A 21065-nucleotide genomic window follows, 5' to 3' on the forward strand; every position below is an offset into this window, starting at 1 on the left:
GCCAGAACTGACGTCAGCCGTGCGGGATGGCTCCTGTGCCCCGTCCGAGCCGATCGATCCGATCCACTGTGGCGTGGATCACTTGGTGCGGCAACTGGAAACTGAGTGGGTGAAGCGACGTTCGTCGCGCTCGCCTCGGCTGCCCGCGCGCCCGACCCCAGTCCGCGCTACCGTCACACCACGGCGTGAGGAGGTCGCGATGTCTACACCAGCCGAGCCTGCGGACTTCGACGAGGTGCCTCTGCTCGAGGAGGATGAGACCATCCCGCCGCGACCGGAGGAGGAGGCCGCTGACCTGCTCCGCTCAAAGCCGGACCCGCACGGGGCCGATCGCGAGAAGCGCTGAACGCGGCTGACGTGGCGACCGCGCGCGCCGTTTTCGGCGGCGCTCGGCGCTCCGATCAGGTCCGCAACCGTGCCGCCTGCTTCGTCAGGTGCACCCGCTCCGCCTCGTTGCTGGCTACGCCCGCCGCGACGGCGTACAGCCGGGCGGCTGTGTCATGCTCACCCGCGCGTTCATGCAGGTGAGCGGCCACCGCATCACGGCGAGGGACGTCGTCGGGCACGTGGTTCAGGACTCGTAGGCCCGCGTGCGGGCCGTCCACCTGGCCGACGGCCACGGCACGGTTGAGTGCCACCACCGGGTTGTCCGGGGTGAGCCGAACGAGCTCGTCGTACCAGTCGAGGATCTGCGGCCAGTCCGTCTCCTCGGCGCGCGGGGCGTCATCGTGCAGGGCGGCGATGGCAGCCTGCGCCTGGTACTCGCCCACCCGGTCCCGGGCGAGTGCGTGCTGCAGGATGTCCACACCCTCGGCGATCATCGCGGTGTCCCAGAGCGAACGGTCCTGCTGGTCCAGCGGCACCAGCTCCCCTGTCCGGGTGAACCGGGCCGCTCGCCGGGCGTGGTGCAGCAGCATCAGCGCCAGCAGGCCGCGGGTCTCCGGGTCGTCCTCGGCGGCGGCGAGCTGGCGGGTCAGCCGGATGGCCTCCTCGGCCAGGTCGACCGCCCCGGTGAACCCCTCGTTGAACACCAGGTACAGCACCCGCAGCACCGTGCTCGACTCGCCGAGCTGATCGAACCGGTGCTGCGCGAGCGTGCGCTTGGCGCGGCTGATCCGCTGCGCCATCGTCGTCTCCGGTACCAGGTAGGCCCGCGCGATCTGCGCCGTGGTGAGCCCGGCCACCGCACGCAGCGTGAGAGCGATCGCCGAGGCAGGGCTCAGGTCCGGGTGGCAACAATGGGTGAGCAGCAGCAACGTGTCGTCCGCCTGTTCGACGGGGCCGGGCGCAGGCTCCGCGCCGAACCGTTCCTCCCGTCGTCGGCGGGCCTCGTCGGCGCGCACCGCGTCCAGGAACTTGCGCCATGCCACCCGAACCAGCCATCCGGCCGGTTCGGTCGGCATCGCCTCCGGCCAGCGCCGGGTCGCCTCCACGAGCGCTTCCTGGACGGCGTCCTCGGCCGCCGTGAACTCAGCGCCACGGCGGACGAGGACGGCCAGGGTGCGCGGCCCGAGGGTGCGCAGCAGATCGTCCATGAACTCAGTCGATCGTCGGTGGCTCCGACATAAACGGGCGCACCTCGATCCACTCCCGGATCGGGCGCCCGCCCGGCCCGGGTGCGGAGGACAGGAACGCCGCGGCCTCATGGGCACGCTCGGTCGAGTCCACATCGATCATCATCCACCCGGCGATCAGGTCCTTCGACTCCGCGAACGGCCCGTCCGTCAGCGGCGGCTTCCCCTCCCCGTCGTAGCGCACGAAGGTGCCCTCCGGGGAGAGGGCCTGGGCGTCCACGAACTCGCCCCGCTCACGCAGAGTGTCGGCCACGTGGTTCATGAACGCGATGTGCGCGTCCACCTCCTCCGGCGTCCACCGTTCCATCGGCACACTTCCCTCCGCGGTGGGCTGCGGACCGCCGCGGTAGTGCTTGAGCAACAGGTACTTCGCCATGGTTCCTTCTCCTTGTGTCTCGTGCCGGCCAGTCTGCCGCCATCACCCCAGAGACGGAGCCGTCGCCTCGTTCTCGACATCGCTTGGCGGCGAATCTGCCGGGCAGGTCTTCTGCCTGGCTCGCCCGTGTGGTCCAATCCCTTCATGACAGCCACCCATACGCTCAGCCTGCCGGACGTCGAGCTCGTCTACGACGTGCACGGCCCCCTCCCGACGGCGGACGGTCGCCCGCCGCTGGTGGCAATCGGTCAGCCGATGGACGCCTCGGGCTTCGCCGCACTGGCGGCCCGGTCCCCGGACCGCACCGTCGTGGCCTACGACCCACGCGGCCTGGGCCGGTCCACTCGCTCGGACGGACGGGTCGACTCGGTCCCACAGACCCAGGCCGAGGACCTGCACGCCCTGGTCGCCCACCTGAATCAAGGACCGGTGGACGTCTTCGCCAGCAGTGGGGGCGCCGTCACCGGCCTCGCCTGGGTGAGCGCCTACCCCGACGACGTCCGCACTCTGGTGGCGCACGAGCCGCCGCTGATCACGCTGCTCCCGGATGCCCAAGCTGCCGCACGCGCCTTCGACGAGGTGAACCGCACCTATGCCGAGCGCGGTTGGGGCCACGGCATGGCGGCGTTCGTGGCGATGACGATGTGGTCGGGCGAGTTCACCGAGGCGTACTTCGCGCAGGACGCCACCGACCCGGCGGCCATGGGCATGCCCACCGAGGACGACGGCAGCCGGGACGACCCGCTGCTCTCGGGGCGTGGGGCGCCGATCACCGACTACCGCCCGGATGCCGAGGCGCTCGCGGCCGCGACGACCCGCCTGGTGGTCGCTGTGGGGGAGGAGACCGGCACCACCATTACCGGGAGGACCACGGCAGCGCTGGCCTCCTTGCTCGGTCAAGAGCCGGTCCTCTTCCCCGGCGGCCACGGCGGCTTCCTGGACGACGAGTTCGGGTACCCGGGCAAGCCGGACGAGTTCGCCGAGCGGCTGCGCGAGGTGCTCTCTCCGTAGGGGTGCGTTCGCGTCGTCAGAGTCGAGTTCCGCGACGACAAGGCACCCCACGCCGTACTGTCGGCGTCCCCGCACAGGACAGCGGGGCACCCACCGAGATGGTGGATGCCCCGCCGCGCCCTGTCACGGGTTGAGTGCCAACTGCCCCTCGTCAGGGAATGCTGGGCGGCTGCTGGCTGGGCGGCTGCTGGCCGGGCGGCGGCGTGGCCGGTGACGGCGGGGCAGCAGCGGGCTGGGCCGGTGCAGCGGCCGCCTCGGCCTTCTTCTCGTCCAGCTTCGCCAGCGTGCGCGCGGCGGCGTCCCGGCCACCGAGGCCGAAGGCCAGGGCAGCGGCGAGAGCGCCACCGACGACGATGGCGCCGAAGGCCAGGTTGATGATCGAGTCCGCGATCTCCATGTACTTCAGGCCCATCGCGGTGAACAGTGCGATGGTGACCCACTTGATCACCGTGCTCGCCGTGCCGTTGCCGACGAGGTTCGAGATCAGGTTGGCGATCAGGAACCCGGCGGCGATGATCACGCCACCGAAGACGACCTTGCCACCGAGCGCGAGCACCTCGTTGAGGATGTTCGTGACCTCGGGGAAGTTCAGTGCACGGGCCGCCATGATGGCGAAGAACACCATGATCGCTACCTGCACGATGCGGGTGATGATCGCCGACGCGCTCTGCCCCTCCGGCACGATGCCGAGCTTGCCGATCGCGCGATCGGTGCCCAGGCCCTGCAGGGTGGACTCGAGCAGGTTGCTCACGAACGTGGAGATCAGGTAGCCGAGGCCGAGGATGATCGCCGCGGCGATGATCGCCGGGATGGCGTTCAGGATCATGCTCAGCATCTGCTCGGCAGGCTCGGAGATGGCCGAGATGCCGAGGATCTGCAGCGCCGCGATGGACACCACGATCAGGATGATGGCGAACACCAGGTTGCCCACGAGGCTCGCGATCTTGTTCGCGTCGAAGCCGGCGCCGTCAGCCTGCTGCGCAGGGGCGGGTGCGGCCGGGTCGGTGCCGGTGGCCTCGTCGAGCACCGTGTCCGTCCCGGACTTCACCTTCTCGCTCAGCTTGGAGAAGTTGATGGCGCGGATGGCGGTCTCCACCAACTGGCGCACGATCTTCGCGAGCACGAAGCCGATCACGAAGACGAACGCGGCACCGATCAGGTTCGGCAAGAACCCGAGCACACCGCTGAGCAGGGACTGGATCGGAGCCAACACCTGGGTGAGGGCGAACAGCTGCAGCACCGCCGTCAGACCGAAAAGCCACACGAGCAGCGAGGCCACCGTCCCCAGTGACTCACCGACCGTCTGACCGTCCTGACCCTGCCGCTGCAGGAACGCCACCTTCCCGACGAGCTTGCCGATCGCCCACCGGACGACGCGCGCAATGATCCACGTCACCAGGAGGATGACAACTGCTAGCAGAACCTTCCCGAGGATCCCTAGCCAGTCAATACTGCCGAAGTCCATCGCCTACTCCTTTGTCACTTTGTGCCGGACGCCGCTGAGGCATTGGTACGCGCGTGGCACGCTAGCAGCGCTGGTGGGAGCCCGCACCAGGAGAGGCACGCCCTCGCCGTCACCCAGGGCGTCCACGGGCGACGTGATCGCCGTCTCATCCCTGGCGCGCCGCCGGATTTCTTCGTACGCTCAACCACAGGTCTGTACTCGTTCGCCCCGCCTGGGCGGCGGCGCAGGCTCGTCGCCCAGGCGACGGTGCGTGGCACATTGCAGGGTGTTCGCCGCGCGTTCCCCCACACTTGACTGGAGTCTGCCGTGTCGCTCGCCCACGATCTGGAGGCGCCCGACAGTGACGAAGCCATCGTCGCTGCTGTTCGCCGCGGTCGGGTGGGCGAGTTCGCGGTGCTGTACGAGCGGTACAAGGACGAGGCGTTGCGGATCGCACGCCGAGATGCAGGTCCCGACGACGGCCCTGACCTCGTCCAGGAGGCGTTCGCCCGGGTGCTCCGCGCCATCCGCAACGGGGGCGGCCCCACCGAGGACGTGGCCGGCTATCTGTTCCGCACCTTGCGAAACCTTCGGATCGACCGAGGCACGCGCCGGGAGGTGCCTTCCGACGACATCGAGGCGTTGAGCCCGCCCGGGTTGTGGGTGGTCGAGGACGACGCCGACGGGGCCCTGGACCGGGGCCTGGTCTCGGATGCGTTCAAGGAACTGCCGCCCCGATGGCGTGAGGTGCTCTGGCTCACCGAGGTCGAAGGTGCTGGGCCGGGAGAACTGTCGGACCGGATGGGGATGCGCCCGACGGCGGTCTCCACCCTCTCCGCGCGCGCTCGCCACGGCTTCCGGTCGGCCTGGCTGCAGGCGCACGTGCGCTCCGGCGACGTCCCTGCAGAGTGTCGCCCGGTGGTCGCCCGGCTCGGCGATTACCAGACCGGGCGACTGTCTCCTCGCCGGCGCGCAGAGGTGGAACGCCACCTCGACGGCTGTGCCGCCTGCCCGGCCCTCATCGCCGAGCTGACCGCGGTCTCGGAACGGCTCGGGGTACTGCTGCTGCCCATCGTCATCCTTGCCCCGAAGGCCATCTGGTGGGTGTTCGGGAGCGGTCTGGCCAAGGCGGGCGTGCTGCTGGTCGGTGGGATCGGCCAGGCCCGGCACGCGATCCACGACCCGAAGGTCGCCCTGAGTGCCGGCGGCGGCACCGTGGCCGCCGGCGTGATTGTGGCGGCCGCGTTCATGTGGCTCTCACCCGGTGGTGAGAGCCCTGCTGACGCCACCCCCTCAGAGCCCTCGACCTCCGCTCCGGCCGCCACCGCCCCGTCATCACCGGCCGTACCGCCGTCCAGCACAGCACCCGACGACCAGCCGACACCCACGCCGGAGCCGACGCCCGACCCGGATCCGACACCCACGCCGGAGCCGACGCCCGACCCGGATCCGGCTCCGGCGCCGGATCAGCGTCGGGCCCCGGCACCCGGGCCGGCGCCAGATCCAACACGTGATCCGACACCGCAGCCGTCACCAGAACCGACTCCCACCCCGGAGCCGTCCCTGCCGACCCCAGATCCGCCGACCATCGCCACCCCGCCGGGACTGTGCTGGTTGCCCCGCCCTTGACCGGGACTGCCGAGCCGGGGGCCACGGTGACCGTGCGCGGCGACGGTGCCGCCGTCGGTGTCGCGACGGCCGACGAGCAGGGTTCGTGGGCCGTGGTTCCCGACGCTCCCGCGGAGACCTTCACCGCCACGCAGGAGGTATCGGAGTCCGGCGAGTTCGCCGGCTCCTCGCCGGCCAGTGAGCCCGCTGGCCCGTTCGAGTACGACGAGCCCGTGTGGTCGGCAGCGCTCCGGGACTCGAGCCGCATCCTGGAGGACCTCGACGGGGACGGGGTCCAGGCGGAGCTACCGATCGAGTTCCGCGGCGAACGCGATGCGCAGGCCCGGGTCCTGATCGACGGGGAGGACGTCGGCGGAACGATGATCGCCACTCCAGGACAGACGCAGCGGTACGTGCCGAACCTCGATCCGGGCTCCTACGAGCTCGGCATCCACTACGCCGATCCCGAGACCGATGCGGTCGGTCCCACCGTGACGACCACGGTCACCGCCGTGGAGCCGGACTGAGGTGACCACCCTGGTCGCTTGCGGACATCGTGAGTGCCGACACCCACTGGGCTACTGTGATGGATATCACGTCGCTGGTGGCGTGATGTCTGGGCCGCTGCCGGGTCGTGCGTCATAGCTGGGGGCGAAACACCGCAGGGGGGTGTTTCGCGCCCGGCGCGTCGTTCCCGTCGCCCACGGCCGCCCGTCGCGCTGACCTGGTGGCGCCCGGTGTGCTCCGGTGCCACGCTGAGGTCAGGTCCCACCACCCCCGGGACGACCAGCGCCGCGAGCAGCGGACGAGAGAAGCGAGCACACCATGCACGTCGGCATCGTCACCGAGATCAAGAACAGCGAGTACCGCGTCGCGGCCACCCCGGCCGGGGTGCACGAGCTGGTCGAGCACGGCCACCATGTACGGGTCCAAGCCGGTGCGGGCGTCGGCTCCTCGTTCATCGACGAGGTCTACACACAGGCTGGTGCTGACGTCGTCGACACGGCTGCCGAGGTCTGGGAGAGCTCCGAACTCGTCCTCAAGGTCAAGGAACCGGTCTCGGCCGAGTACGGGTACCTGCGTGCGGGCCTGACCGTCTTCACCTACCTGCACCTGGCGGCGAGCGAGACGCTCACCCGGGCGCTGCTCGATTCCGGCGCCACCGCGATCGCCTACGAGACGGTCCAGGCACCGAACGGGTCGCTGCCCCTGCTCGCACCGATGAGTGAGGTGGCTGGGCGCCTGGCTACGCAGGTGGGCGCGTTCCACCTGATGCGGCCCCATCGCGGCCGAGGGCAGCTGCTCGGCGGCGTTCCCGGTACCCCCCGGGGGAAGGTCCTCGTGATCGGGGGCGGCGTAGCCGGCGAGCAGGCGGCAACGATCGCCGTCGGGATGCAGGCGCAGGTGAGCGTGCTGGATGTCTCGCTGTCCCGGCTGCGCGAGCTGGACGCCCGGTTCGGCTCCCGGATCCAGACAGGCCGGTCAAACGCCTACTCCGTGGCCGAGCAGGTGCGTGAGGCGGACCTGGTGATCGGCGCCGTGCTCGTTCCCGGGGCCCAAGCGCCCCGTCTGGTCAGCGACGCGATGGTGGCCACGATGCGCCCCGGCTCGGTCCTGGTGGATATCGCGATCGACCAGGGCGGCTGCTTCGAAGGGTCCCGCCCGACCACCTACGACGACCCGGTCTTCGGCGTGCACGACTCGCTCTACTACTGCGTGGCGAACATGCCCGGTGCGGTGCCGATCACCTCCACCATCGCGCTCACCAATGCCACGCTGCCCTATGCCCTGCGGATCGCCGATGCGGGCTGGCAGGACGCCGTCGAGGCCGACCCGGCGCTCGCTCGCGGGGTGAACCTCACTGAGGGACTGCTCGTGAACCGTGCCGTCGGGCAGGCGCACGGGATCGACGTCACGCCCCTGTGAGGCGGCTCCCTCCCAGTTCGGCGCCCCACCTCCCCTTGTCGTTCAATACCGCCGGGGGGTATAGTCGAGATACCCCCTAGAGGTATATGAGTGAGGCGTTGAGCCAGAGAGAGGTAGCCATGAGCGCCACCGAACAGACGCAGGACGATCTGCAGCGCATCGAGCTCGGTATCGGTGGGATGACTTGCGCCTCCTGCGCGGCGCGCGTGGAGAAGCGGCTGAACACGCTCGACGGCGCCACTGCCAGCGTCAACTACGCCACGGAGAAGGCGCGGATCTTCCATCCGCCATCGGTCACCGTGGCGGAACTGATCGCGGCCGTGGAGCAGGCCGGGTACAGCGCGCACGAGCTGCGCGCGCCGGGAGAGAACGCCCAGTCCGACGGCGGCCCCGCCGAAAGCGGGTCCGTCGCCGAGGAGGAGCAGACCGGCCCGCACAGCCTGGCCGCGATGCGCCACCGGCTCATCGTCAGCGCCCTGCTCTCGGTGCCGGTGATCGTGCTCGCCATGGTGCCGGCTCTCCAGTTCACCAACTGGCAGTGGCTCTCCCTCACCCTGGCCGCGCCGGTGGTGGTGTGGGGCGCCGCGCCGTTCCACCGCGCCGCCTGGACGAACCTCAAGCACGGCGCGGCCACCATGGACACGCTCATCTCGATGGGCACCTCGGCGGCATTCGCCTGGTCCCTGTGGGCACTCTTCCTCGGCACCGCCGGGCATCCGGGGATGACGCACCCGTTCAGCCTCACCCTCGGCACCGAGGATCCCTCCGGTGCCCTCTACCTCGAGGTCGCCGCCGGCGTCACCACATTCATCCTCGCCGGGCGCTACTTCGAGTTGCGTGCCCGCCGCAACGCCGGAGCGGCCCTGCGCGCCCTGCTGGACCTGGGTGCCAAGGACGTCACCATCCTGCATGGCGGTCAGGAGATCCGCCGCCCGGTTGCCGAGCTCGCCGTCGGCGACGAGTTCGTGGTCCGCCCGGGCGAGACCATCGCCACGGACGGCGAAGTGATCGACGGACGTTCCGCCGTCGACGTCTCGATGCTCACCGGAGAATCGGTGCCGGCCGAGGTGGAGGCGGGGGACGCCGTCGTGGGCGCCTCGGTGAACGTGGGTGGCCGGCTTGTGGTACGCGCCACTCGGATCGGCGCGGACACCCAGCTCGCCAAGATCGCCTCCCTGGTGGAGGAGGCGCAGAACGGTAAGGCCGCCGTGCAGCGGCTCGCCGACCGGATCTCGGCAGTCTTCGTGCCGATCGTGATCGTGATCGCCCTCGCCACCCTGGCCGTGTGGTGGGGCGTCACCGGCGAGCCGGCCAGCGCCTTCACCGCTGCCGTGGCCGTGCTGATCATCGCCTGCCCCTGCGCGCTCGGCCTGGCCACCCCGACGGCGCTGCTGGTGGGGACCGGGCGCGGCGCCCAGCTCGGCGTGCTGATCCGCGGCCCTGAGGTGCTCGAGTCCACCCGGAAGGTGGACACCGTGGTGCTCGACAAGACCGGCACCGTCACCACCGGGAAGATGGCGATGCTCTCGGTCTCCGCCGTCCACAGCGCCGACGAGGCCGACGTGCTGCGCCGGGCGGGTGCCGTCGAGCACGCCTCGGAGCATCCGATCGCCGCAGCGGTCGCCGACGCGGCGCGGGAGCGGCTCGGTGACCTGCCTGCCGTCACCGACTTCGAGAATCTCGCGGGACGCGGCGTGCGCGGAACGGTGGACGGGGTCGAGGTACTCGTCGGCCGCCCGGCCGTGCTCGCCGAGGCCGGGTACGCGCCGGCGCCCACCGATGTGTGGGACGAGGTCAGTGCGCGAGGTGCCACCGTGATCGCCGTCGGGTGGTCGGGGCGCACCTACGGGCTGATCGAGGTGGGCGACACGGTCAAGGACACCTCCGCCGAGGCGGTCCGGATGCTGCGCGACCTGGGCCTGCGGCCGGTGCTGCTTACCGGTGACAATGAGCGTGCGGCGCGACGAGTCGCCGCCGAGGTCGGGATCGACGAGGTGATCGCCGACGTGCTGCCCGCCGAGAAGGTGGATCAGGTGCGGCGCCTGCAGGAGTCCGGCCGGGTGGTGGCGATGGTCGGAGACGGTGTGAACGACGCGGCCGCGCTCGCCACTGCCGACCTGGGGCTGGCGATGGGTACCGGCACCGACGCGGCCATCGAGGCCAGCGACATCACCCTGGTGCGGGGCGACCTGCGGGCCGCAGCCGACGCGGTCCGCCTGGCCCGCCGGACGCTGAGCACCATCAAGGGCAACCTGTTCTGGGCGTTCGCCTACAACACGGCGGCCGTCCCGATCGCTGCGCTGGGCCTGCTGAACCCGATGATCGCAGGTGCCGCGATGGCGTTCTCCTCGGTGTTCGTGGTGACGAACAGCCTGCGGCTACGGACCTTCCGCACGGCGCTGCGCTGAGGCCTCAGCCGCGCAGCTGCACCAGCTGCACGGCCAGGTCCGCGATGCGGAGATGGTTGACCTGCTCCAACTGCTGACTCAGCTCGGCGGGGATGGCGTCGCGGCCGAGCACGGCACCTGCCATGGCCGTGGCGAGGGCCCCGATCCGGGACGTCTCCCCGCCCAGGTTCGCCGCGAGCACACAGGTGCGTGCCGGGTGCCCGCCGGCCCGGAACAGGATCCCCACAGCCGCGGGCACGGCCTCGGTGCACAGGGCGGAGACGCCCACCACGTCGTAGAGACGTTGGAGGAAGACCGCATCGTCGGGGGCTCGGACAGCGATGTCCCGGGCGAGCAGCGCGCTTTCGATCACTGACGGCACCGCATCCTCGGCACCGTAGCCCGCCGTGGCTTCCGCGGACCGGAACCCCATCTCCAGGTGGGCCGCCAGGAAGACCGGGTCCTCGGCGCCCGTCGGCGCGTCCAGGGCCGAGGAGATCAGCCCGCCGACCAGCCCCGCCGCGGCCAGGGCGGTGGAGGTTGTTCCCGGTCCGGCCACCTCGGCCACACGCGCGGCAATGGAGCGCGTCTCGTTGAACGCGATCCCGATGGGGACGGCGCGTTGGGCGAGGCCGCTGGAGGCGTCCACGGCGCGTGTTGCCGTTCGCCGGAGGACCGCCGAGGAAGGGACGGTGTCTTCAAGAACGTCCGTGGCGTCGAGGGGAGCATCGCGCGCGGCCACCGGGTCGGTGCGCCCGCGGTGCGGCCACCCGGACGCCATCTGGAGCACGGCCCGGGTGCCGGAGCCGACAGTGCCGGCCTGTCCTCCGGAGTTCCCGGGGAGCAGCCCGCTCACCCAGCCCAACTGGTGGCGTACCTGGTCCTGCGTCCAGCCGCGACCGGCTCGTCCCATCGAGTCGCCGAGCGCCAGTCCGAGGAGCGCGCCGCAGGTCCGGTCGTGAACGGCGGCGCCCGCCGCAGTGATCGAGACCACGCAAGGTCCTCCCGAATGCCTGAATAGCCGACGGATCAGACCGACGCCACCAGTGCCACGCCGCATCCCTCCGCTGAGAGATCTCACCGTTCTCCCAATCGTTATCTTAGGCGCTGGTCGGTGACGGTGTCCCGGATAATGCCGGACCAGTCCTCCGTCAGCGGGGTACGCGTACCACGAGCGCCCCGCCGGCCACCTGCGCCCGCAGCGCCGTCGCCTCGCCGAGGTACTCGCCGTCCACTTGAAAGTGCTCGGGCCGCCGCAGCGTCAACTTGATGTCTCGGGTCCGTCGCACCAGCACGGCAGCCCCGGTGCGCAGCGGACGGCGCCGGCCGTGCTTGCGGCGCAGTCGCCGCACGAGCCCGTTCTCCTGCAGGAACCACGAGGCCACCTCCCCCAGCCCTGGACGTCGTCGGCGTGCAGGAGCAGCACGTCCAACTCACCGTCGTCCACCTCGGCGTCCGGCAACAGCACCAGACCGGCCGGCAGCGCCCCACCGTTGGCGATGGCCAGGGTGAGGAGCCGGGCATCCTGTGGCGGGTCGCCGTCGAGGCTGTACGTCACGTCGATCCGGTCCGAGCGGGTCACCCCACGGGTCACCCCCGCCACATAGGCGAGCCAGCCCAGCAGTTCCTTGGCCTCGGCGCTGGTGTGCACGACCATCTGCGCATCCACACCGAAACCGGCCAGCACCAGGAACATGCGGTGCAGCCGCCGGCCGTCGGACAGGTCCACCGTGACGTGCCCGGTGTCCACCCGGCGCTCCACCCCGGTCAGGGCGGCGCGCAACGACGCGATCTGGTCCAGCACCGGCAGACCGACGTTGCGGGCGAACAGGTTCGTGGACCCGACCGGCCACACGCCCAGGGGCCGATCCGTACCGGCCAGCACCTCCGCCGTCAGCCGTACCGTGCCGTCACCACCGGCCGCGATGACCACCTCCGCGTCCGCCCCGCCCGCCTCGGCGAGCCGGGTGCGCAGAGTGTCGGCGTCGTCGTCGGCCGCTGTGGGTACCCACAGGCTCGCCTCCCAGCCGGCGCGGCGTTCCTCCCGCGCCATCACCCGGCGCCAGCGAGCACCGGTCAGCTTCTCCGGGTGATAGACGACGGCGGCACGTGGCCCTGCCATGGATGTGCCCCCTCGGTCTCTGGTGACGTACTGCTGGTGCCAGTATCCGTCGTAGTCTGCCTGGGGTTGTGCCGAACGAGGTGATGGGAGACGCGATGGGCGTCGTGGTGGTTGGCAGCGCGAACATGGACGTGGTGACGCGGGTGCCGCGCATCCCTGGGCCGGGGGAGACGCTGCTCGCGCTCTCCTTCGCCCGCGGAGGTGGCGGGAAGGGCGCGAACCAGGCGGTTGCGGCTGCGCGTGCCGGCGGCGCGCAGACTGTCTTCGTCGGTGCTCTGGGCCGCGACGCCGACGGCGACGCGCTACGCGAAGGGCTTGCCGACGCCGGGGTGGACACCGGTGTGATCTCCGTCTCCGACGCGCCTACCGGGACCGCGCTGATCTCCGTGGCCGAGGACGGCGAGAACGCGATCGTGGTGGTGGGCGGTGCGAACGCCGACTTCACCGAGCTCTCCGGCGAGCAGCGCGAGCGGGTGGGGCAGGCCGATGTGCTGCTCGCTCAGCTGGAGATCGCCCCCGAGGTGGTGCTCGCCGCCGCGCAGGCCCGATCCGAGGGGGCCACCTTCGTGCTGAACGCCGCGCCGTCCGCGCCGCTGAGCGAACAGATGTGGGCCGAGGTCGACGTGCTGGTGGTGAACGAGCACGAGGCGGCCGACCTGGCCGAGTCCCTCGGTGCCCCGGACCGGGACCTGGACGCGGCCGTGGACCGGCTCGCCGAGCGCGTTTCCGCACTGGTGGTCACCCTGGGCGGCAAGGGGTGCCTGGTGCTGCAGGACCGACGGCGCACGCAGGTTCCCGCAGTGCGGGTCACCCCGGTGGACACCACCGGGGCCGGGGACACCTTCGTCGGCGTACTGGGTGCACGCCTCGCGCTCGGGGACGACCTCGTGGAAGCAGCCCGCTGGGGGTCGGTGGCCGCGGCGCTGGCCGTGCAGCGGCCCGGGGCACAGGACGGCGTCCCGCACGCCGACGAGGTACGCGCAGCCCGGTAGTCCGAGCCTCCGCTCTTCGCCGCACCCGTTGGAACGGACTTCCGTCATTCGAACGGGCTTCCGTGCGCACGAAAGGCCGTTCCAACGACGCAAGCCCGTTCGAATGCGGGAGGGCGCCAGGTCTCAGGTCAGCCAGGCGGGTGCGGGGAGCTCGTAGGGGTGGCCTTCCCAGTCGCGCCACCAGCCGTCTGCGTGCGGGGGGAGCAGGGCCGGGTCGGCAGCGAGGACGGCGTCTCGCAGCTGCCTCTTGAGGCGGGAGAGCTGGTGCAGATCGGGTGTCGGCTGGGCAGCGCCGGCGGCAGCCGCACCTTCGGCGCGCGGGCCCTCGGTGCCCTCCGGTCGGAGCAGGGTGTTCTCCATCGCCCAGATCTCCCGCCGGAGCGCGATGATCGCCGTGGTGGCGGCGTGCCGCTGCGCGTCCACGCCGGTGCATACCTCGGCAGCGCGGATCCAGCCGTAGTCCATCGAGATGCGCACCAACCCGGGATCCACGGTCAAGATGTCGTGGATGTCCAGCTCCGGCTGGATCACCACCGCACCCGCCGCGCGCGCCCGGCGCACCTCATCGGCCTGGATCTCGTCGGTCATCACCCCGAAGCCGGCGCGCATCACGATCTCCAGCATGTCCTTCTCGGCGAAGCTGGTGGCCGGGCTGAGGCCGGAGGGAGAAGCCACCACGGCGTAGCAGCGGTTCACCCCGAGGTGCTCGATGGCCACCTCCACCGGTAGGGATTCGCGAGCTCCGCCGTCGACGTAGTGCTCCGAACCGAGCTGCACCGGGGCGAACACGCTCGGGATGGCACATGAGGCCTGGATCGCTGATACGAGGTCCACCACCGGCTCGCCGGGAACGGGCTGATCGAGGCGGTCCCGGATCTCACCGGTCTCGGTGACGTAGCGCAGCTCCCCGGACTCCAGCGCCACGGTGGCGATCCGCAGCTGGACGCCCGATGCGGCTGCTCGTTCGGACGAGAACAGGTTGGGGTTGGTGAGGTGCTTCACCAGCGGGCCCGGTGTGAAGGCGGCTCGCTCCTTCTGCGCCCCACCCAGGATCAGGTCCACATCCGTACTGGTCCGGCCTGCCTCCCACAGCGTGGAGAGAGTGTCGAAGACGTTAGTGACGGACCAGCTCAGACCGTGCTCGGGCGGGGTCGGATCGCCCGCATCCGGTGGGCGCTTGCGGTCGGTGGCGCGGTCGGCGAGGCGCCCGGCGGCGGCTCTGATCGACTGCTCGGTCCGGGCGCGCTGCGCGTTCTGCTCGGCGCGTGCGTCCCGGTGCCGCAGCGCCATCACCTTGCGCCAGGTGGGCATGTGCTCGTTCAACTTGGTGAACCAGGGGAGCTCGGTGAACATGTCCGAGGAATCTCGCATCGTCCGCCACAGCCGGCCCAGCTCGGCCACGGCGGCCTCCTGGCCGGCCCGGTCCGGGTACTGGGCGATCACGGCTGCCAGGATCGCCCCCGCCGAGGTGCCGGTGATCACCGACGGCGTGATGCCCTCCCGGGAGAACAGGTAGTCGATCGCCCCGATCTCGAAGCTGGACCGGGCGCCACCACCGGCGATGGCCAGACCGATGACGTCCCGTGGGGGAGGGGCGGGTTCGGGCGCAAGCTGGCCACCGAGAGCATGGATGAGGCGGTGCCGGGCGCGGGTCACCAGGCCGTGCGTGACGGGCATGGCCCCAGAGTAGGTCACGCCGACGACGGAGCGGGAGGGCGAGTAGGGTCGAGGGGTATGGCTGGGTCCGGGTTGCGAGTGAACGGCTCGCTCACGATTCCTGACGGCGAGCTGGCCTGGCGCTTTTCGCGCTCCTCCGGTCCGGGCGGTCAGGGAGTGAACACCACCGACTCCCGGGTGGAGCTGAGCTGGGACGTAGCCCGCTCCGCAGTGCTCGAGGACGGACAGCGTGCCCGGCTGCTCGACCGGCTGGAACCGCGGCTCACCGGCGGGGTGCTCACGGTCACAGCGTCCGAGCACCGCGCGCAGTTGCGCAATCGCGATGCGGCCCGGGCGCGGCTGGCGGAGCTGGCCGCAGGCGGTCTCGCACCGCCGCCACGACGGCGGCGAGCGACGAAGCCCACCCGCGGATCGAAGGAACGCCGGCTGCGGGCGAAGAAGCAGCACGCGCAGACGAAGCAGTGGCGGCGCCGGCCCGATCACAGCTGACGATGTCTGCCATGTGGTCGATGTGGTCTTGCTTACTGGACGCTGCAGTTGCGATGAGTACCGGCGGGGTGTTTCGGTGGATTCGCCCCAGGCGCAACGCGTGTAGTGAGAGCGCATGCTGCTCGTCAGCGTCTATGCCGAAGGAACGAGAGGGAGCGTCATGCTCACCCTGACCGAGAACGCCCAGACCGCGATCAAGTCGATCACCGAGCAGGCCGGGCTCCCGGCCGAGGGCGGCGTCCGCATCGCGATGGCAGAGAGCGGCACTGAGCTGCAGATGTCGCTCGTGCCGGAGCCCGCCGAGAGCGACCAGGTGATCGAGAACGAGGGCGCGCGTGTGTTCGTCGCCCCTGAGACCTCCGAGCTGCTCGACACCCAGCAGCTCGACGCGAGCCAGACCGAGGAGGGAACCGGCTTCTCGCTGGCGGCCCAGGAGGGGGCCGCGGCAACCGAGTGATCCACGCGGGTCACTGAGTCACGCTTGGAGAATCCGTCGTCGATCTGGTGGATGCGCTGAGACGCTGCCAACCCACCAGATCGGCGGCGGATCTCTGCGTGCCGAGGCTTCAGCTGTCGATCGTCGAGGCGAGGGAGGCGTGGAGATCGTCGACCGTCGTAACCGGCAGATCGCACACGAACCCCCGGCACACATACGCCGCTGAGTGACCGTCGATGCGCTCGCGGCTGTCCAGCAGTCCCGGGGGAGCAACGTTGTGGTCGGTGTCGGGCGCCGAAGCGGCCACAACCTTGCCCGAGCCCGGTCGAACTGGCTCGGTACCACCGTCGAACGCCAGCACCAGGCCCGGGCTGGTCGCGGCCCGTGCCACCGCGATCATCTCGCGAGCGACCGCGTCGTCGCCGACCACGGCCACCTGCACCGGCCCGCTCGCCGCCGCCTCCGCCGCGGCCAGGAACCAGCCCGCGAATCGCGGGTCCTGTGCCGCGATCTCACCGCCGGCACCGATCGCGGCCTCGGCCTCGGCACGCCATCGCCCGGTCAGTGCCGAGAAGGTGAGCAGCGCGCCGGCCAGGGACGAGGTTCCGCTCGGTTCGGCGTTGTCGGTGCGCCCGCGCATCCGCAGCACCAGCCGCTCCCCGTCCTCAGCGGTGTCGTAGAACGCGCCGTCGGGGGAGCGGAACTGCTCCAGCGCCGTCGCGAGCACGTCCTCGGCGAGGCCCAGCCAATGCGGCTCGCCCGTGGCCTGGTACAGGGCGAGGAGCCCCTCGGCGACGTTGCCGTAGTCGTCGGCGACGCCGTCCGCCTCACCCACCCGGCCATCTCGGGAAGCGCGACGCAGGCGGAGGTGACCTGCGCCGTCGGGGGTGGCGTGGGTGAGCACCAGCTGGGCGCACCGGCGCGCCGCCTCCAGCCAGGACGGCTCACCCAGGAGCGCGCCCGCCTCGGCGAGCGCCGCGATCGCCATGCCGTTCCACGAGGTGACCACCTTGTCGTCCCGAGGCGGTTGCGGCCGGAGCGAGCGCTTCTCGAACAGGCTCAGACGCCAGCCCGGCCACTCCGGCGGTGGGTCCTCGAGCATGCGCAGCGTGGACGCGCCGCCCTCGAACGTGCCCTGCTCGGTGACCCCCAGCAGCGTGGCCGCCCGGGTGCCGTCAGCGGCGCCGAGCACCTCCGTGAACTGCTCCGGCGTCCAGACGTAGGTGAGGCCCTCGGTGCCCTCGGTGTCGGCATCGAGCGACGCCGCGAAACCGGCCTCGGGCGTGCGCAGGTCGCGGAGCAGGAACTCGGCCGTCTCCCGGACCACCCGCTCAGCCAGCGGGGAACCCGTCGCGCGGTACCAGTGCAGGTACACCCGCAGCAGCTGGGCGTTGTCGGCGAGCATCTTCTCGAAGTGCGGCACCACCCAGGCGGCGTCCACGCTGTACCGGGCGAACCCGCCGGCCAGCTGGTCGTAGATGCCGCCGCTGGCCATCGCCGTGCAGGTCGCCTCGACCAGGTCCAGGGCCCGGTCGTCACCGGTGCGTGCGTGGTGGCGCAGCAGGTGCTCGAGCACCATCGACGGCGGAAATTTCGGTGCGCCTCCGAAGCCGCCATGGTGGTGGTCGGCCTGGGCGAGCAGGCCGGTGATGGCGTCGCGCAACCCGGTGGTGCCGAGCGGTCCGTCCGCCAAGGCACCGGCCGGCGGGCGGGTGGCCTCCTGCAGTCGGGCGGTGATCCCGGCGGCCCCTTCGACCACCTCGTCACGCTTGTCCTGCCAGATCTCGGTGACCGCACGGAGCAGGTCGACGAACCGGTCCCGGGGGAAGTAGGTGCCGCAGTAGAAGGCGTGCCCGTCCGGGGTGAGCAGGCAGGTCATCGGCCACCCGCCCTGCCCGGTCATCGCGGTGGTGGCACGCATGTACACGGCGTCCACGTCCGGGCGCTCCTCCCGGTCCACTTTCACGGGGATGAAGGACGCGTTGATCACCGCGGCCACCTGCTCGTCCTCGAAGGACTCGTGCGCCATCACGTGGCACCAGTGACACGCGGCGTAGCCGACAGACAACAGGATCGGAACCTCCCGCCGTCGGGCCTCCGCAAAGGCAGCCTCACCCCACTCGTGCCAGTCGACCGGGTTGCCGGAGTGCTGGAGGAGGTAGGGGCTCGTCGCCGCTGCCAGTCGGTTTGCCACTTCCTGTCACTCCTGCCATTGATGGTTGCGTCCCGGTCTTGCTGGGTGGCGCACCCGTGAGGATGGGAGGTTTTCCGCACGGCCGGTTGTGAGGATCGCTACCTCCCACCCTAGGTGTAGCAGGCGTGGTCGCGATGGTGTGGCTCGACTGGGTTGCTGTCTCCGGCCTGTGCCTCACCCGCTCCTGGGGAATGCCTCACCACGCGTCGAAGACGCGGGCGATCTCCGCCGGATCGACGAAGGTGCCGAATGCCACCTTGGCTCGCTCGACGCTGACGGGGTCCCGCAGCACGTCGGTGGTCCAGTCGGCGCTCTGGCGCACATCAACTCCGACCTCGTCGTGGTCGAGGAATTCCGCAATGCGCGCAGTGTCGCTCGGGTCGGCCACGGTCATGAGCCGCCTGACCACGGTGCGGTCGGGGGACCAGGCCACGACCGCCGTCGTGAGGTGATCAGGCATCTCGCCAGCACAGCACAGCGGACTCCCGCGCGGCGGAGCGTACCCACAGCCTGTGGATATCGCAGGATATGCCGCGAATCTCGTGACGCGCTGCGGGCGGGCACGGAAGAGCGCAACCGGGCAACAGCATCCTGACTGCTAGCTCCTCCCGCGCATCATCGGTGGAGTGAACTAGGCTCTGCGTACGATGAGGCCGTCCTTGGCTGGGAGGGTCAGCGAGGTTCCCAGTGGCTGGCCGTTGTTGACCACCGGATCCTGATCCGGTGTGCCTTGTAGTCGCGTCAGGCCCTGGTCGGGGAACTCTGAGGCCAGATCGAAAGTCTGGTCGTGGTTGGAGGGGTTGGCGAACGTGACCCCTCCCTCGAAGGCGCGGTAGACGGTATCGGCACTGTTGTGCGCGGTGAGCCGCTCGATGACGATCTCTTCGGTTCCTTCCACCTCGAAGTGAAGGTGAACTGGTCCGGCTGCCAGGTCCCGGAAGTAGAACCGGGCCATGAAAGCGTCCGGATCGATCCAGGTGAACAGTTGCTCTCCATTGCCTTCGGCGTCGATGGCGCTGAGGTAGAGCCGCCGCCCAATGGTGGAAGGGTAGTCGGCGAGGGGCGTGCCTGTGGCTGACATGACCAGCAGCAGGTCGCCGCCGGGGTGGTCGATCGAGCCCCACTCGAACTGCTGGAAGTGTGGCTCCGGGCTGGGCTCGGGGGCCGCCCCGTGATAGGTCGCTACCAGGCGTGGTGAGTCTCCCGAACCCAGATCGCGCGTGAATGTCATGTTCGTTCCGGTGAACTTGGACACCATCGACTCGCGCCAGGAGACTCCAGCGCCGGTGAGGAGGTCAGGCTGGCGTTCGGCCAGATGGACCGGGTCCGCCAGGGGTGCGCCGAGCCAGTTCAACTCGTTGAGGTTGCCCTTGACCAGTTCGTCGAAGGGTCCCAGGATATGGCCTGGGCGTGGCGGACGCTTGGTGAAGGTGAAGCCGGCGCCGAGCACCAGGGATGCCGCGAGATTGAGGCGCAGATCGCGGTAGTCGATGTCTGCGGATCGCTCGCCCCGGTACTTGTAGTTGATGTAGTTGAACGCCGTGTCGTCGGACCTGGTGACCCAGAAGCCGATCCGGTTGAGGGCTGACGACCAGTCCACGTACTCCCTGTCGACCAGGGATGGGAAACCTTCGGCTTCCATGCCGAGGACGCCGAATCCACGCTGGTTGTTGAGTTCGTTCTGGCCATCGCCCATGATCACTTTGTTGGGCAGTAGTGCCCGGAGCTTCTGGGAGAACTCCAGGCTTCCGATGCCGTAGGTGTTCACGCCGTCGACGTACATTCCGCCGGGCTGTCCGTCACCATTGGCATCGGCGTCTTCGGCAGGTTGCCCTCCGCCGTCGGTGTGCTCGATGGCTCGGAAGTTGAAGACATCGAACTCCATGCCGTCGAAGCTCTCCAACAGACCACCGGGGTTGAACAGCCCTGCCAGGTCCTCGGCCAGCGCGTCCCCGCAGTTGCGACCCGCGGCATCGGTGGGACAACGTGTGGAGAAGTTGTAGCTCCACAACAGGTTCGACAGATGTGGCGGACCCCACGGACCGGTGACCACGTGCGGCGCCAAGTACGCACCGGCCGGCCAGGTCACCGCCGAGGTGCCGAACAGGCCACGCCGAACCGTGATGGTGCTGGCCGCTGCATCGATGCCCACGAGCTGCACCTGTTCAGCGACCGACCAGTCCGGGCGGCCATCCTCCCCCACTGCGGTGATACAGATGTCGTCGCCCCGGTCTCCGCGGCGGCCGGCGCGCATGGTGAACATCGCCGTATCACCGACCTTGATCACCGTGGCATCGGCACCCACCGACTCGGTCGACTGCGTCCCCGCGCGATACAGCCAGTGCCCCGCAAAGAATCCCTCCGTTCCATACAGTGGGTCGCGCCCCGAGCCGTTGTAGTGCAGCATCACGGCCTTCTCAGGGTGGCGCTCCTTGAACCGGTTGAAATACACCACATTGTCCGGGCTCACCCAGTCGCTGCGTGTCTCCTGCAGCACCTTCCCCTGAATTCCGTTCAGGGGAAGGAATGTCTCCTCCCACTCGTCATACTCCAACCCTCTGCCCCCGATGAGGACCTCGCTACTGCGGAAGAAGAACGAGCGAGGGAACCCGCCGGAGAACAGCGGCAGATCTCTGGGGGTCCCCAGGGTCGGCGAGGGCGCAGCCCACGCTGTCGGCGCTGTCGTGCCCACGAGGCCGCCCAACACAGCCAAGCCTGACGCCACTCCCAGCTGGCGACGCGTGATCCTCAAGGGGGCGCTGGTGTTCGGACGTTCGGTCGAGTGATTGTTGTCCTGTGCTGTCATGGTGATCACTTCCGTTCTGTGTG

At 70.2% G+C, this 21065-nt stretch carries 19 protein-coding genes; 9 read left to right on the forward strand and 10 right to left on the reverse strand.

The window, feature by feature from the left end:
* Window positions 1-199: 199 nt before the first annotated feature.
* Entirely contained in the window at window positions 200-346 is a 147-nt protein-coding gene (locus tag BLU77_RS22185; RefSeq protein ID WP_175477168.1) for a hypothetical protein, read from the forward strand.
* 55 nt (window positions 347-401) lie between these two features.
* Here BLU77_RS22185 and BLU77_RS16590 read toward each other — a convergent pair whose 3' ends face one another.
* A complete protein-coding gene (locus tag BLU77_RS16590; RefSeq protein WP_089774153.1) occupies window positions 402-1535 on the reverse strand; it encodes an RNA polymerase sigma factor in 1134 nt (377 codons plus the stop codon).
* Window positions 1536-1539: 4 nt separating this feature from the next.
* Window positions 1540-1950, reverse strand: coding sequence for a YciI family protein (locus tag BLU77_RS16595; RefSeq protein WP_089774154.1), 411 nt, complete (start codon window positions 1948-1950; stop codon window positions 1540-1542).
* Between the two features lie 144 nt (window positions 1951-2094).
* Here BLU77_RS16595 and BLU77_RS16600 point away from each other — a divergent pair, with 144 nt between their 5' ends.
* A complete protein-coding gene (locus BLU77_RS16600) occupies window positions 2095-2961 on the forward strand; it encodes an alpha/beta hydrolase (RefSeq protein WP_089775938.1) in 867 nt (288 codons plus the stop codon).
* Between the two features lie 151 nt (window positions 2962-3112).
* On the opposite strand, the gene BLU77_RS16605 is transcribed toward BLU77_RS16600, so the two are convergent.
* A complete protein-coding gene (locus BLU77_RS16605) occupies window positions 3113-4426 on the reverse strand; it encodes a mechanosensitive ion channel (RefSeq protein WP_089774155.1) in 1314 nt (437 codons plus the stop codon).
* Between the two features lie 306 nt (window positions 4427-4732).
* On the opposite strand from BLU77_RS16605, the gene BLU77_RS22965 reads away from it, so the two are divergent.
* The 4 genes from BLU77_RS22965 to BLU77_RS16625 all read left to right on the forward strand — a co-directional run bounded on the left by BLU77_RS22965 (window position 4733) and on the right by BLU77_RS16625 (window position 10347).
* A complete protein-coding gene (locus BLU77_RS22965) occupies window positions 4733-6034 on the forward strand; it encodes a sigma-70 family RNA polymerase sigma factor (RefSeq protein ID WP_089774156.1) in 1302 nt (433 codons plus the stop codon).
* Window positions 6031-6540 carry an Ig-like domain-containing protein gene (locus tag BLU77_RS16615; protein ID WP_139177814.1) on the forward strand — a complete coding sequence of 170 codons (510 nt, stop codon included), beginning with the start codon at window positions 6031-6033 and terminating at the stop codon, window positions 6538-6540. The genes BLU77_RS22965 and BLU77_RS16615 overlap by 4 nt, the downstream gene beginning before the upstream one ends.
* 298 nt (window positions 6541-6838) lie before the next feature.
* On the forward strand, window positions 6839-7939 hold the full coding sequence (gene ald / locus BLU77_RS16620) for an alanine dehydrogenase (protein ID WP_089774158.1): 1101 nt from the start codon (window positions 6839-6841) through the stop codon (window positions 7937-7939).
* 119 nt (window positions 7940-8058) lie between these two features.
* On the forward strand, window positions 8059-10347 hold the full coding sequence (locus BLU77_RS16625; protein ID WP_089774159.1) for a heavy metal translocating P-type ATPase: 2289 nt from the start codon (window positions 8059-8061) through the stop codon (window positions 10345-10347).
* 4 nt (window positions 10348-10351) lie between these two features.
* Here BLU77_RS16625 and BLU77_RS16630 read toward each other — a convergent pair whose 3' ends face one another.
* From BLU77_RS16630 to BLU77_RS16635, 3 genes are all read right to left on the reverse strand, one after another.
* A complete protein-coding gene (locus tag BLU77_RS16630) occupies window positions 10352-11320 on the reverse strand; it encodes an ADP-ribosylglycohydrolase family protein (protein WP_175477169.1) in 969 nt (322 codons plus the stop codon).
* A 157-nt stretch (window positions 11321-11477) separates the two neighbouring features.
* Entirely contained in the window at window positions 11478-11615 is a 138-nt protein-coding gene (locus BLU77_RS22195; RefSeq protein ID WP_175477170.1) for a hypothetical protein, read from the reverse strand.
* A complete protein-coding gene (locus BLU77_RS16635; RefSeq protein ID WP_089774161.1) occupies window positions 11588-12448 on the reverse strand; it encodes a diacylglycerol/lipid kinase family protein in 861 nt (286 codons plus the stop codon). The genes BLU77_RS22195 and BLU77_RS16635 overlap by 28 nt, the downstream gene beginning before the upstream one ends.
* Window positions 12449-12516: 68 nt before the next feature.
* Between BLU77_RS16635 and BLU77_RS16640 the strand changes: the two genes are divergently transcribed.
* Window positions 12517-13440 carry a ribokinase gene (locus BLU77_RS16640; protein WP_245708912.1) on the forward strand — a complete coding sequence of 308 codons (924 nt, stop codon included), beginning with the start codon at window positions 12517-12519 and terminating at the stop codon, window positions 13438-13440.
* 123 nt (window positions 13441-13563) lie between these two features.
* Here BLU77_RS16640 and BLU77_RS16645 read toward each other — a convergent pair whose 3' ends face one another.
* A complete protein-coding gene (locus tag BLU77_RS16645) occupies window positions 13564-15117 on the reverse strand; it encodes a patatin-like phospholipase family protein (RefSeq protein ID WP_089774162.1) in 1554 nt (517 codons plus the stop codon).
* A 57-nt stretch (window positions 15118-15174) separates the two neighbouring features.
* Here BLU77_RS16645 and arfB point away from each other — a divergent pair, with 57 nt between their 5' ends.
* Both arfB and BLU77_RS16655 read left to right on the forward strand, forming a co-directional pair.
* Entirely contained in the window at window positions 15175-15606 is a 432-nt protein-coding gene (gene arfB / locus BLU77_RS16650) for an alternative ribosome rescue aminoacyl-tRNA hydrolase ArfB (protein ID WP_089774163.1), read from the forward strand.
* 115 nt (window positions 15607-15721) lie between these two features.
* A complete protein-coding gene (locus BLU77_RS16655) occupies window positions 15722-16063 on the forward strand; it encodes a HesB/IscA family protein (protein WP_245708913.1) in 342 nt (113 codons plus the stop codon).
* Window positions 16064-16172: 109 nt separating this feature from the next.
* Here BLU77_RS16655 and BLU77_RS16660 read toward each other — a convergent pair whose 3' ends face one another.
* The 3 genes from BLU77_RS16660 to BLU77_RS16670 form a co-directional block, all read right to left on the reverse strand.
* Window positions 16173-18236 carry a thioredoxin domain-containing protein gene (locus tag BLU77_RS16660; protein ID WP_089774165.1) on the reverse strand — a complete coding sequence of 688 codons (2064 nt, stop codon included), beginning with the start codon at window positions 18234-18236 and terminating at the stop codon, window positions 16173-16175.
* 196 nt (window positions 18237-18432) lie between these two features.
* A complete protein-coding gene (locus tag BLU77_RS16665) occupies window positions 18433-18696 on the reverse strand; it encodes a hypothetical protein (RefSeq protein WP_089774166.1) in 264 nt (87 codons plus the stop codon).
* A gap of 171 nt (window positions 18697-18867) precedes the next feature.
* A complete protein-coding gene (locus BLU77_RS16670; RefSeq protein WP_089774167.1) occupies window positions 18868-21042 on the reverse strand; it encodes a hypothetical protein in 2175 nt (724 codons plus the stop codon).
* Window positions 21043-21065: the final 23 nt, after the last annotated feature.

This window comes from Ruania alba, from assembly GCF_900105765.1.
In the GTDB taxonomy this organism is placed as follows: Bacteria; Actinomycetota; Actinomycetes; order Actinomycetales; family Beutenbergiaceae; genus Ruania; species Ruania alba.